A 12,531-nucleotide genomic window follows, 5' to 3' on the forward strand; every position below is an offset into this window, starting at 1 on the left:
GCCTTGACCACCGCGGCCAGATCCGACACCGCAGCACGGGTCAACCCCGGGCACCGCGCCGCGACCCAGTCATGCACGCTCAACCCGGTGTCCAGGTGCAACCCCCGCGAGTGCCCCTCGACCAGCATGGCCAGCACGCACCGTTGGGCTTGGGCGTGCGCCCGGTCCAACACCGCCAAACCCGAAGCGATCTCGGCCTCGGTGCACCGCACGGTCTGTTGCACCGACTCGGCCAGCACCCCGATCGCTCGCGTCACCGGCGCCCACCGAGCCTCAACAGCACCGGCCTGCTCGGCATGACCAGCTTCGCCATGCCCGGTCGGCTCGCCCCAGCCCGTCACCGCCGCCATGTCACACCTCCCGAGTCAAGATCATCTGGTCGCTACCGCCTGGTCGTTTCCATCTGTTCTCAACCTAGGACAGAGGTCCGACACACCCCCCACCGTTCGTTGTCTGAGACCGTGGAGGCATGGCCGAGGAAAATGCGGAGGGGCCTCGCGAGCTCCTGGCGGGCTGGTTCGCGGCCCAAGCCCGCAGCTGTGCCGAGCTGGGTTCGCCGCTCTACGCCGCGGTGCTGCCCCACGTCGCGCAGGACGTGAGGTCCGGCCGTTATGACGTGCTGCTCGCCCCGATGGAGCGTTGGCGGTTCGGCCACGCGCTGCCCCTGCGATTGCTCGGCGCCGCCCATGCGTTGGCGCTGCGCGGGGACGCCCCCCGGCTCGCGACGGCATACCCCTCCTGCGGTGGTCGCTGCGAGCCCTTGCCCGATGCGCGGCTGCTCGCCGACGAGCTGGGACAGGCCCTGAGCGCCCACCCCGTGGTCACGACGGACTACCTCGCCCGTGCCGTGCAGACCAACGAGCCCGGCCGAGCGAGCGCGCTCGTGCTCGGCCTGTCGGCCCTGGCCGAGCAGGTCGCCACCGTTCCTGATCAGAGCAACTCCCGTGTCGATGATGCGGAGACCGGGATCGCGTTGGTCGAGATCGGCTGCTCGGCGGGTCTGAACCTGCGGCTCGACCGCTTCGGGTATGCCGACGGCTCGCGAGCGGTCGGCGGCGACCCGGACTCGATCGTCCAGCTGTCCCCCGACTGGCACAGGCACGCACCGGCCCTGCACCCGTGGCGGGTCGACGCACGGTGGGGCCTCGACCCGCACCCGATCGACCCCCGCGACGAGGCGATGGCCCTGCGGCTGCGCAGCTATCTGTGGCCGGATCAGAGCGAGCGGCGGGAGCGCCTCGACGCCGCCATCGAGGTGTCCCGGACCGTCCCGGCAAGGCTGATCCAGACCGACGACACCGCCGCTGACCTGCCAACCCTGCTGGCGACGCTGACCGGGCAGCGGCCGGTGCTGGTCTTCCAGTCCATCGTCTGGCAGTACATCCCGGTAGCGGCCCGCAACGCCATCACCCACGCGATCGAGGACGCGGGGCGACGCGCCACGGTATTCGCACCGCTGATGCGGCTCAGCTTCGAGCCTGACCCGCTGAGGGGAGACCGAGCCGCCGTGCAGCTGCGCACCTGGCCCGGCGGTTCGGGGCCGCTGCTTGCCCATGCCGACTTGCACGGCCGCTGGGTCGAGGTCCTGCCGGAGCCCGTCAGATTCTCCGACAAGTCTTAGGATCGAGCCATGGAGGGGATGCCCGTCGTGGCCCGCGCCGGTCGACCTGAGACGGACCAGCGCGGCGGGCTGCATGTCGGCCACACAGCGCGTGTCCAGCACGATGATGCGAGACGTCAGGTTGCTGGAGGCCGGCAAAGTCGCCGTCAAAAAGAGACGATGCTGCCCTTCGACGACATCGAGCGGATCTCCAGCGGACACATGGTGCGCCCTATCTGCGGACGGGATACACCGAACGGCTGCGGTGGGTGCGGCTCTACTCGTGCCGGCCCTCTACGTGGTGCTCGTCATCGCCTACCTCGCGCTGCCTCGCTGAAGAGACCACCGTGGACGCGTCAGCCGCCCAACGGTCCGGAGAGTACATCGGGGAATGACCATCTTGCTTGCCGAGGACCTACTGCTCCTGTGCACAGATGACGCATCCGGCTCCAGGACGATCCAGCGCCAGCGGTTGGATGGGTTGGCGATCGCCCTGATCCTCGAGCTGCGGCTGCTCGGCGCGGTGCACCTCGAGCCGGGCGACGGGGGGGCCTCGCTCCGGTCGGCTGCACCGCGTACCAACCGTGCATGTGCAGGATGAGCTCCTGGACCGGGCCGCCCGGGCCACCGCCGGCCGGGGGACCACCGCGTGCTGGACTCGAGGCGCACGCTGCGCGGGCGGCGCTACCCTCAGATCGATGCTCACCGCGAGTATGCGGTGCGCACGGGGCTGCGGGAGGTGCTCACTCGACAGCGTCCACCGGATGAGCGGGAGACCGTGCTGATCACGCTCGTAGCAGGTATGCAGCTGGCGCCCGAGATCCTCCCCGACATGCCTGCCGACGTCGCCATAGCCGCCGAGCGACTGGCCCGCGAGTGCCCCGTGAGCACCGCGTGGGCATTGAGCCAGTACGACGCCGTCCGCACCGGTCTGAGCCCGATCTACGACTCCTTCGACGCCCTGGGCTTCGTCGGAGACCTTGTCTCGACCATCGACCTGCTGCCCTGAGCACAGCGCTAGGGTGCCTGACATGGCCACCGGCGACACGACATACAGCAAGATCCTGCTCGACGAGTCCGAGCTGCCGACGCAGTGGTACAACCTGGTCGCCGATCTGCCGGAGCCGCCGCCACCGGCCCTGCACCCGGGCACGCACGAGCCGGCCGGGCCGGACGACTTCGCGCCGCTGTTCCCGACGGCGCTCATCGAGCAGGAGGTCACGACGCAGCGGTATGTCGACATCCCCGGCGGGGTGCTCGACGTCTACCGGCTGTGGAGACCGAGCCCGCTGTTTCGGGCGCGGCGTCTCGAGGCGCTGCTGGACACCCCCGCGCGGATCTACTACAAGTACGAGGGGGTCAGCCCGGCCGGGTCGCACAAGCCCAACACCGCGGTGCCGCAGGCCTACTACAACCACCAGGAGGGCATCACCAAGCTGACCACCGAGACCGGGGCGGGCCAGTGGGGCAGCGCGTTGGCCTTCGCGACGGCGCAGTACGGCATGGAGTGCGAGGTGTGGCAGGTCGCGGCGTCCTACCGCGCCAAGCCGCACCGCCGGACGATGATGCAGATCTGGGGTGCCACGGTGCACTCCAGCCCCTCGGAGGTCACCGACTACGGCCGCTCGCTGCTGGCGCAGGACCCCGACCAGCCGGGGTCGCTCGGCATCGCCATCTCCGAGGCGGTCAGCATGGCGGTGGCCGACCCCTTGACGCGCTACGCCCTGGGCTCGGTGCTGAACCACGTGCTGCTGCATCAGACGATCATCGGCGAGGAGGCGCTGCTGCAGCTGGCCAAGGTCGGCGAGACTCCCGACCTGCTGGTCGGCTGCACCGGTGGCGGGTCCAACTTCGGCGGCCTGTCCTTCCCGTTCCTGCGCGAGAAGCTGGCCGGCCGGATGAGTCCGACTATCCGCTGCGTCGAGCCCGCCGCGTGTCCGACCCTGACCAAGGGCGAGTACCGCTACGACTTCGGAGACACCGCGGGGCTGACCCCGCTGATGAAGATGCATACCCTGGGGCACGACTTCATCCCCGAGCCGATCCACGCCGGCGGGCTGCGCTACCACGGGATGAGCCCGCTGGTCTCGCATCTGCACGAGCAGGGCATGGTCGAGGCGATCTCGGTCCCGCAGACCGAGTGCTTTGCGGCGGCGCTGCAGTTCGCCAAGGCCGAGGGGATCGTTCCGGCCCCCGAGCCGACCCATGCTCTGGCCGCCGCCATCCGCGAGGCGCTCGTGTGCAAGGAGTCCGGGCAGGAGAAGGTGATCCTGACCGCACTGTGCGGCCATGGCCACCTGGACCTTGCCTCATACGAGCAGTATCTCAGCGGTCAGATGGTCGACTACGACCTGCCCGACGAGCAGATATCTGCTGCACTGCAGGGCGTGCCCATCCTCGACTGAGCAGCGTTCGTGATTGGACGGTGACGGACATTACACGTGTCGAAGTGGACAACCCCCACCCATCAACCGGCACAATGAATGAATGCCATCGGTAGTTCATCGCTTGTTCACGCGCGGTCGCGGTCTCGGTCTGGCCGTCACGGTCGCCTTGACCACGGGTGGACTCGCTGTGCTCGGTGCGCTGCTCCTCGGGTTGCCGTTGCGCGACCCGGACGGATTTCTCGGACCGAGCTGGCTCCGCCTTCCGGCCATTCTGGGGCTGTTCATCGTGGCCGACATCGTGCCGCGCACCCTCATCCGAGCTCGCGGACTGACCAACCTGCGCCCGGCCCTGCGCCACGTCATCGCCCATCGATGGCCCTGGGAGCGGCTCGTCGTCGTCCTGGTGGCGCTCGCCAGCTTCTACGTCACCTATGTCGGCTACCGCAACCTCAAGAGCTTCCTGCCGATGGTGCGCGCGCAGTCCGAGGATCTTGCTCTGATGTATTCGGACGACGTGCTGGCCTTCGGTCACCACCCCGGTGACCTGCTGCACGAAGTGCTGGGCACGGGGGTCTCGGCGCACGTCCTGTCCTTTGTCTACATCTCCTTCCTGCTGTTCGTGCCGATCTCCCTGGCTGCGGCACTGGTCTGGTCGCGCGACGTGACGCTGGGCCTCTGGTACACCACGGCGTTGTGCCTGAACTGGTCGCTCGGCACCGCCAGCTACTACATGATCCCGGCCTCCGGCCCGTTCGCCGAGTTCCGCTGGCGGTTCTACGACCTGCCCGAGACCGGGGTGAGCGCATTGCAGTCCGGCATGTTGCGCGCCCGGTCCAACGTGCTCGCCGACCCCCTGTCGACCATGTCGGTCTCCAGCATCGCGGCGTTCGCCTCGCTGCATACCTCGATCGTCTTCACCGCGGCCCTCATCGTGCACCTGGCGGGCTTCCCCAAGGTGGTGCGCTGGACGATGTGGGTCTTCTTCGTGCTGACCGTCGTCTCGACCATCTACTTCGGGTGGCACTACATCGTCGACGACGTCGCCGGCCTCGTGATCGGTGGACTCTCGGTCTGGCTCGGCTGGCTGGGCACTCGCAAGGCCAGTGACTCGCTGTCCCGCACCCAGGCACAGGTCTCCACCGAGCAGCTCGTCCCCCACTGAGGACTCCCGCACCTGGGTATGCGGTCTCCGGGCGCCGGTGAGCCGTGGGCCACCGCGTCGGGCAGCCGGGAGCCCGCACCGATGAATGCGACATAGGTGTCGCTGTAGCGGCCACAACGTCACCATCATCCTGCTTGGGCGCTGCGATGAGACTGATTTTGACAATGGTTATCATTTTGTCCGAGACTGTGGGCCATGACCTCAACGCGCCTCGCTGCCCTTGCCGCCCTGCCCGTCGCCGCTCTGGTCCTCTCGAGCTGCGGTGGTTCGGATGATTCCGGTGCCGCCGCGGACGGGCAAGAGGGGATGGACGTGGTGGTGAGCTTCTACCCGTTGGAGTTCGCGACCAACCGGATCGTCGGAGACCTGGCCACCGTGCAGACGTTGACCTCAACGGGCGTCGACCCGCACGATGCCGAGCTGAGCCCGCAGAGCGTGGCCGGTGTGCAGGAGGCGGACCTGGTCATCTACTCCTCCGGCCTCCAGCCCGGCGTCGACGACGCCGTCGAGGGCCAGGCGAGCGACCACTCCTTCGACGTCAACAGCGCCGCGGATCTGATCGAGACCAGCAGCGAGGACGAGCACGAGCACGACACCGAGGAGGCCCACACCGAGGAGGAGGGGAGCCACAGCGAGGACGAGCACGGCCACGGTGCCACCGATCCGCACTTCTGGCTCGACCCCGAGCGGATGGCCGGCGTCTCGCAGGCGATCGCCGACCGGCTGGGGCAGGCCGATCCCGACAACGCCGAGGCATACCGGGCCAACGCCGACGAGCTGGTCGCCGAGCTGACCACGCTGAAGGCGGAGTACGACACGGGGCTGGCGTCGTGCACCCAGGAGGACATGATCACGACCCATGCGGCTTTCGGCTACATCGCCGAGCCCTACGGGTTCCATCAGATCGGCATCACCGGACTGGAGCCGGACTCCGAGCCGTCGGCGGCGCGCCTGGCGCAGGTCAGCGAGATCGTGGAGGAGGTCGACGCCACGACCGTCTACTCCGAGGTCCTGCCCGGCTCCGACATCGCCGAGACCGTCGCCAACGAGACCGGGGCAAAGGTCCAGGTCCTGGACCCCGTCGAAGGAGTCACCGACTCCTCCCCCGGCGAGGACTACATTGAGATCATGCGCGCCAACCTGGACGCCCTGCGCGAAGGTCAAGGCTGCTCGTGACCGCCGACGTCCTACCGGTCGTGTCGGCGCGCTCGGCTGCCTTCGGGTATGCCGGGCACGCCGTCGTGTCCGACCTCACCTTCGAGATGGCCTCCGGTGAGGTGCTGGCACTGCTGGGTCCCAACGGGTCGGGGAAGTCGACCCTGGTCCGGGGTCTGCTCGGGCTCAACGAGCACCTGGCCGGCGAGCTCGAGGTGCTCGGAGCGCCGGTGACCAGACGCTCGGACCGCAGCCGGCTGGGCTACGTCCCGCAACGGCATACCCTGTCCGGCTCGGTGCGCTCCACCGTGCGTGAGGTGGTCTCGACGGGTCGGCTGCCGCACCGCCCCTGGTGGCGGCCACCCAACCGTCGCGACGCTGAGCTCGTCAACGCTGCCCTGTCGACCGTGGACCTGGCCGACCGGGCCAGGACCGACGTCGCCACCCTCTCGGGAGGCCAGCAGCGGCGGGTCCTCATCGCGCGGGCGCTGGTCAGCGAGCCCACCCTGCTGATCATGGACGAGCCGACCGCCGGGGTGGACCACGCCTCTCAGGAGGGACTGCTTCAGGTGCTGCGCCGGCTGGTGGACACCGGCGTCACGATGCTGGTGGTCACGCACGAGCTGGCCGCTCTGCAGGGCATCGTGGACCACATCGTCGAGATGGACGCAGGCCAGGTGACGTTCGACGGCACCCCGGCCGGCTACGCCTCCCACGTGGAGTCGGTGGCGCACCAGACGCACCGTGGTGGCGGGGACCACCACGACGAGGTGGACAGCCGTCGGCACCACCTGATGCGGGGCCCCTACGACACCGGGTCGACGACCTCGACCCAGGTGCGCTGATGGCCGATCTGCTTGCGCTGGACTTCATGCGCTATGCCCTGCTGGCCGCCTTCTTCGTCGGGCTGTCCGCGCCGCTGGTCGGCATCTTCCTGGTCCAGCGACGGCTCTCGTTGATCGGCGACGGCATGGGGCACGTGGCTCTGGCGGGAGTGGCAATCGGTGTCCTGCTGGACCAGCAGCCCCTGCTCACCGCCCTGGTGGCCGCGCTGGCGGCCGGCATCGGGATCGAGCTGATCCGGATGCGGGGGCGCACCAGCGGTGACGTCGCCCTGGCCATCATGTTCTACGGCGGGATCGCCGCCGGCGTGGTGATCATCAACAAGGTCGACGGCAGCCAGACCTCCAACCTGACCGGCTACCTGTTCGGCGCGATCACCACCACCACGCCTGCGGACCTCGTGGTCTTCGGCGTGCTGTCGGCGGCGATCGTCGTGGTCACGACCGTGCTGCGGCAGCGCTTCTTCGCGGTCGCCGGTGACGAGGAGTATGCCCGGGCGAGCGGTCTGCCCGTCGTCGCTCTCAACCTGCTGCTGGCCGCGCTGACCGCCATCACCGTCGTCGTGGCCATGCGCGTCGTGGGACTGCTGCTGATCAGTGCGCTGATGATCGTGCCCAACGCCGCGGCCCAGCAGGTGGCCACGAGCTTCCGCACGGCGATCTGGTGGGCGTCGGGCTTCGGAGTGCTCGCGGCCGTCGGTGGGGTCGTGACCTCGTTCTATGCCGACACCGCGACCGGGGGAACGATCGTGCTCCTGGCGATCGGCATGTTCCTGGTCGTCGTGGTGGGGCGGGTTGCGCTGAGCCCCCTGGCGGCCCGGCGGCACCGGATGGCTGAACGGCATACTCATGAGCACGGAGCGGACTGTGGGCACCCCGCGGTGCCGCACAAGGACCATGTCGACTACCTGCACGACGGCCATCGGCACGCCGCACACGGTGGCCACTACGACGAGCACCACGACGACGCCGTCGATGAGCAGACCCAGACCGCCGAACGGAGCAGCCGATGAGCCCCTCGACTCGACGCCCCACCCGCCAACAGGCGGCAGTCACCGCCCGGCTCGGGGAGATCGAGGACTTCACCTCGGCCCAGGACCTGCACGCCCGGATGCGCGGGGCAGGCGAGAGTGTCGGGCTGGCCACCGTCTACCGCACCCTCACGGCCCTGGCTGCGGCCGGCGAGGTCGACGTGCTGCGCACCGACGACGGCGAGGCTGCCTACCGGATGTGCAGCACCGGGCACCACCACCACCTGGTATGCCGTGACTGTGGCCGCACGGTGGAGGTCGAGGGACCGACGGTGGAGCAGTGGACCGAGCGGGTCGCCGCTGAGCACGGTTTCCGCGACGTGGCGCACACCTTGGAGATCTTCGGCACCTGCTCCGACCACTGACCGGCAGCCCGCGCCCGCAGCAGACCGCACCGATGAATGTGACGAAGCTGACGCCACAGCGTCAGGAGCGTCACATTCATCCGCTCAGCCGAGGCCGATGCGCCTCCGGGTCACGCGTCGGTGGCTTTGCGCTGAGGCGACGGCGGGGCATGGCCCTTTGACGCGAAAGTCCCGCTGACCCGCCGGCGGCTGATCCGCCACCTCCCCTCGGAGCGGATGTAGTCGTCCACGTAGGTGCCGCCCCCGTGCCACCAGGTGCCGTCGCGGCTGTGGATGGCCACCCGCACGTCCGCCTCTCCGGACGCGACATCGGGGTCCTGCGCATCGAAGGTCACCACGTGGTTGGACGTCCAGTGCTGCATCTGGCTGAACCACTCCCACTGCTGGGCCACGGCGCCACAGATCGCGTCGACCCCGGCGAACTCCTGTTCGTCGGAGACGACCCACACGCCGTCCGGTGCCCACACGTCGGCGAATCGCCTCCGGTCTCGCTTGTCCGCCCCGTGGCAGTACTCGTGAGCCAGGCGCCGGATCGCCGCCTCGCTCTCCACCCGGTCGAGCCGTGCCTCGATGTCCACACGCTCAGGGTAGGGGCCCCCGCATAGGCTGCGCAGACGGGCCGGATCGACTCGACCGCATGGATCGCACCGTCCGCCGTCATCACCGGGGACGTGACGATCGGCGCTCACTCGCGGGTGCTGCACGGCACCGTGCTCAACGCCGACCTCGGGCCGACCACCCGCTGCGCGTCGGCGACGCCGTCTTGGTCGGCCCGCATACCCACCTCAACGGCACGACGGTCGAGGACGAGGTGTTCATCGCCACCGGGGCGTCGATGTTCCCCGGCTCGCGCGCCGGACAAGGTTGCGAGCTGTGGGCGGTGCAGGAGCCACTGGACTTCCCCGGCACGGTGTATGGCGTGGCACGCGGCACATCGATGCGCGAGATCATACGCCGTCAGTGCGCTGCCTACGGGCCGTCTGCGGGTCAGCCGTAGCCCGGCCCCGTCCACCAGCGCCCAGGCGCCGGGGAGCAGGTTGCAGCGGCCACCGTGAGCTGTGCTCAGATGGCGTATGACCTGCGCGGGCACCATGCGGCTGCCGGACGTTGAGGCCTCCGTCCGGGGTCAGGGGTGAGCGCGTCCACGAGCCCGCAGCAGCGTCCCCGGGCCGCCCGCCGGAGACGGATCCGGTTGTTCATCGTCATCGCCGCGCTCCTCATCATGCTCACGGTGGGCGGACAACAGCTCGCCGTGTGGTCGGGTGCTCCTGCTTCGGCCAAAGACTGTGTCGTGCGCGTGGCCCCGACCCCCGCCCCGGACGTCACGCCGCCACGCCCGACCGGCACCACTGGCGCTGCATACGCCGGGACGCTTGCTCAGCGCGGCGGCACGGTCAACGACGCCAGCTGTCTGAACCGCACCCAGGTGTATGGCGTGGTCCGCCCGACCAGCGTCGCCGACGTCCGACAGGCGCTTGCCTTCGCCGAGCAGCACGACCTCGTGGTCTCGATCGCGGGCACCCGGCACGCGATGGGCGGGCAGGCCGCCTACCCCGGCGCCCTGGTGCTCGACATGCGCGGGATGGCCCGCGTGAGCGTCGACGAAGGACGCCGGACCGCCACGGTGCAGGCAGGCGCCCCCTGGCACGAGGTGCTCGAGGCCGTCCACCCGGTGGGATTGTCGGTGGCGACGATGCCGAGCATCGACGTGCTCAGCGTCGGCGGCACGGTGTCGGTCAACGCGCACGGCCTGGACTTCCGCACCGGCAGCCTGTCCTCCACGATCCGCTCGATGCGGGTGATGCTCGCCGATGGCACGGTGCACCGGGTCAGCCGCGAGCAGGAGCCGGAGCTGTTCCGCTCGGTGATCGGTGGCTACGGGCTGTTCGGCGTCGTGCTCGAGGTGGAGCTGGATCTGGTCGACAGCGAGGTCTATCGGCTGCGTAGTGACGTCGTCGACTACCGCTCGTTCCCCGAGTTCTTCGCGAACGACGTGGCCGGTGACGACTCGGCCAGGCTCAGCTACACGCACCTGTCGACCTCGCCGGAGAACCTGCTCGAGGAGGCGATTGTCTACACCTACCGCCGAGTCAGCGCCGAGGAGCCGATCCCCCCGCTGAAAGCCCGCAGCTCGGATCGGGTGGGTCGCCTCGTGATCAACCTCGCGCGCACGGGGGACCTCGGCCAGCGGATGAAGTGGAGCGCACAGCGCGACCTGCTCCCCCGAGTGCGCGGCTGCACTCGGGCCCGCAACGAGGCGCTGCGGGAGACCGAGGCGTGCATGATCGCCCGCAACCAGGCGATGTACGAGAGCCTGGAGCTCCTGGAGAACCAGCTGCCCCAGTACACCGACGTCCTGCATGAGTACTTCCTGCCCTACGACCGGCTCGTGCCGTTCATCGACGAGCTCCGCGCCGAGCTCGGCACACACGAGGCTCAGCTGCTCAACGCCTCCATCCGGGTCGTGCACGCCGAGGACATCGCGCTCGACTACGCACAGGGCGACCGGTTCTCCCTGGTGCTCTACCTGAGCCAGGACGTCAGCGACGCCGGCAACGCCGACATGGCCGATCTGACCCGCGAGCTGGTGGGCGCCGCGCTCGATCACGGGGGCACCTTCTACCTGCCGTACCAGCAGCACTACACCCGCGCCCAGGTCGCACAGGCCTACCCCGGGCTGGATGACTTCTTCGCTGCCAAGCGTCGATATGACCCCGCGCTGCGATTTCAGAACAGCCTGTTCGCCCGCTACTCGTGAGCTCCTCAGGGCGCTCGGCGCACCAACGTCTCCAGACCATCGGGACGCAGCGGTATGCCGTGCGCGCCGGCAAGCGAGCGCCAGACGCCGACGTCCGTGGGGGCGTCGGCCACCGGCCACCGGGCGTCGTCGAGGAAGCGCTCGTCCCGGAAGGAGGCCTCGTGGACGACGATCCACTCGTGCCCGGGTGCGTCGTTGAAGGTGAACAGGTTCTCCCACACGGCCAGTCGCGGCCCCACGTCAATCACGGTGTCGAACTCCTCGGCGAACTCGCGGTGCAACGCCTCGCGGGAAGTCTCGCCGAACTCGATGCCCCCGCCGCACGGTCGGTGCCGCACTCGCCCGGCACGGTCGGCGAACTAGCCGACGAAGATGGCCGGTCGGTGGGGGTGGACGATCAGGGCGACGACCACGACCCGGATCCGCGGCGGCGGCCGGTAGTCGGTCGGGGTGGCCTCGGCGCACTCACCCAGGACCGCCGGGTCCTGTCCCGATCCGGTCACGATCCGGCCAGCGCCCGGACCACCCGGCTCGGGGAGGGACGGCCCAGCTGCTCTGCCATCCACACACTGGTCTGCACCAACGCACGCAGGTCGGCCCCGTGCTCGATGCCCAAGCCGTCAAGCGCCCACACAAGGTCCTCGGTGGCCAGGTTGCCGGTGGCCGACTTGGCGTAGGGGCAGCCGCCGAGTCCCCCCGTGGAGGCGTCGACGACCGTGACCCCACGAGCCAGGGCGGCCATCGTGTTGGCCAGCGCCTGGCCGTAGGTGTCGTGGAAGTGCACCCCGATCTGGTCACTGCCGACGCCCGCCTCGTCCAGCGCGTCGAGCAGGCGCTCCACGTGTCCCGGTGTGCCGACCCCGATGGTGTCACCGATCGAAAGCTGGTCACAGCCCAGGTCCATCAGCCGGGAGCAGACCTCGACGACCTGGGCCATCGACACCGGTCCCTCCCACGGGTCGCCGAAGCACATCGAGACGTAGGCGCGCACCCAGGCGCCGTCATCCAGGGCTCTGCGGACCACCGGCTCGAACATGGCGATCGACTCGGCGACGCTGCGGTTGAGATTCTTGCGGGCGAAGGTCTCGGTGGCGCTGCCGAACACCGCGACCGACGACACTCCGGCCTCCAGGGCCCGGTCCAGTCCACGCTCGTTGGGCACCAGCAGCGGTCGGCGGCGGCCCAGCCACGCAGGGGCGAGAAACTCGATGGGTTCCGCGGCGTCTCCAAA

Annotated in this window: 14 protein-coding genes and 1 pseudogene; 10 read left to right on the forward strand and 5 right to left on the reverse strand. The window is 69.4% G+C overall.

Going from position 1 to position 12,531, the window contains the following annotated elements; translation table 11 throughout:
- A pseudogene (locus ACR2FV_RS02025) lies at window positions 1-350 on the reverse strand (hypothetical protein); the annotation flags it as partial.
- Window positions 351-469: 119 nt separating this feature from the next.
- On the opposite strand from ACR2FV_RS02025, the gene ACR2FV_RS02030 reads away from it, so the two are divergent.
- From ACR2FV_RS02030 to ACR2FV_RS02065, 8 genes are all read left to right on the forward strand, one after another.
- Window positions 470-1,621, forward strand: a complete 1,152-nt coding sequence (locus tag ACR2FV_RS02030; RefSeq protein ID WP_434014054.1) for a DUF2332 domain-containing protein — start codon at window positions 470-472, stop codon at window positions 1,619-1,621.
- A gap of 628 nt (window positions 1,622-2,249) precedes the next feature.
- Entirely contained in the window at window positions 2,250-2,609 is a 360-nt protein-coding gene (locus tag ACR2FV_RS02035) for a GPP34 family phosphoprotein (RefSeq protein WP_434014055.1), read from the forward strand.
- Between the two features lie 22 nt (window positions 2,610-2,631).
- Window positions 2,632-4,005 (forward strand): TrpB-like pyridoxal phosphate-dependent enzyme, encoded by a 1,374-nt coding sequence (locus ACR2FV_RS02040; protein WP_434014056.1) that lies wholly within the window; start codon window positions 2,632-2,634, stop codon window positions 4,003-4,005.
- 82 nt (window positions 4,006-4,087) lie between these two features.
- On the forward strand, window positions 4,088-5,149 hold the full coding sequence (locus tag ACR2FV_RS02045) for a phosphatase PAP2 family protein (RefSeq protein WP_434014057.1): 1,062 nt from the start codon (window positions 4,088-4,090) through the stop codon (window positions 5,147-5,149).
- Window positions 5,150-5,344: 195 nt separating this feature from the next.
- Window positions 5,345-6,325, forward strand: coding sequence for a metal ABC transporter solute-binding protein, Zn/Mn family (locus ACR2FV_RS02050; protein ID WP_434014058.1), 981 nt, complete (start codon window positions 5,345-5,347; stop codon window positions 6,323-6,325).
- Window positions 6,322-7,149 carry a metal ABC transporter ATP-binding protein gene (locus tag ACR2FV_RS02055; RefSeq protein ID WP_434014059.1) on the forward strand — a complete coding sequence of 276 codons (828 nt, stop codon included), beginning with the start codon at window positions 6,322-6,324 and terminating at the stop codon, window positions 7,147-7,149. Before ACR2FV_RS02050 ends, ACR2FV_RS02055 begins: the two co-directional genes overlap by 4 nt.
- Window positions 7,149-8,159, forward strand: a complete 1,011-nt coding sequence (locus tag ACR2FV_RS02060) for a metal ABC transporter permease (protein ID WP_434014060.1) — start codon at window positions 7,149-7,151, stop codon at window positions 8,157-8,159. Before ACR2FV_RS02055 ends, ACR2FV_RS02060 begins: the two co-directional genes overlap by 1 nt.
- Window positions 8,156-8,542 carry a Fur family transcriptional regulator gene (locus tag ACR2FV_RS02065; protein ID WP_434014061.1) on the forward strand — a complete coding sequence of 129 codons (387 nt, stop codon included), beginning with the start codon at window positions 8,156-8,158 and terminating at the stop codon, window positions 8,540-8,542. The genes ACR2FV_RS02060 and ACR2FV_RS02065 overlap by 4 nt, the downstream gene beginning before the upstream one ends.
- A gap of 110 nt (window positions 8,543-8,652) precedes the next feature.
- On the opposite strand, the gene ACR2FV_RS02070 is transcribed toward ACR2FV_RS02065, so the two are convergent.
- The gene (locus ACR2FV_RS02070) at window positions 8,653-9,120 is read right to left on the reverse strand and encodes a nuclear transport factor 2 family protein (protein ID WP_434014062.1); all 468 of its coding nucleotides are present in this window, start codon (window positions 9,118-9,120) and stop codon (window positions 8,653-8,655) included.
- Between the two features lie 59 nt (window positions 9,121-9,179).
- Here ACR2FV_RS02070 and ACR2FV_RS02075 point away from each other — a divergent pair, with 59 nt between their 5' ends.
- The gene (locus tag ACR2FV_RS02075) at window positions 9,180-9,539 is read left to right on the forward strand and encodes a hypothetical protein (protein ID WP_434014063.1); all 360 of its coding nucleotides are present in this window, start codon (window positions 9,180-9,182) and stop codon (window positions 9,537-9,539) included.
- 135 nt (window positions 9,540-9,674) lie between these two features.
- Window positions 9,675-11,300 (forward strand): FAD-binding oxidoreductase, encoded by a 1,626-nt coding sequence (locus ACR2FV_RS02080; protein ID WP_434014064.1) that lies wholly within the window; start codon window positions 9,675-9,677, stop codon window positions 11,298-11,300.
- Between the two features lie 5 nt (window positions 11,301-11,305).
- Here ACR2FV_RS02080 and ACR2FV_RS02085 read toward each other — a convergent pair whose 3' ends face one another.
- The 3 genes from ACR2FV_RS02085 to ACR2FV_RS02095 form a co-directional block, all read right to left on the reverse strand.
- Window positions 11,306-11,638, reverse strand: coding sequence for an NUDIX domain-containing protein (locus ACR2FV_RS02085; RefSeq protein WP_434014065.1), 333 nt, complete (start codon window positions 11,636-11,638; stop codon window positions 11,306-11,308).
- A gap of 21 nt (window positions 11,639-11,659) precedes the next feature.
- Window positions 11,660-11,803 (reverse strand): hypothetical protein, encoded by a 144-nt coding sequence (locus tag ACR2FV_RS02090; RefSeq protein WP_434014066.1) that lies wholly within the window; start codon window positions 11,801-11,803, stop codon window positions 11,660-11,662.
- On the reverse strand, window positions 11,800-12,531 hold a 732-nt coding region (locus ACR2FV_RS02095; RefSeq protein WP_434014067.1), incomplete at its 5' end, for a hydroxymethylglutaryl-CoA lyase. The genes ACR2FV_RS02090 and ACR2FV_RS02095, both read right to left, overlap by 4 nt.

This window comes from Ornithinimicrobium sp. (genome assembly GCF_051004135.1).
Lineage (GTDB): Bacteria > Actinomycetota > Actinomycetes > Actinomycetales > Dermatophilaceae > Ornithinicoccus.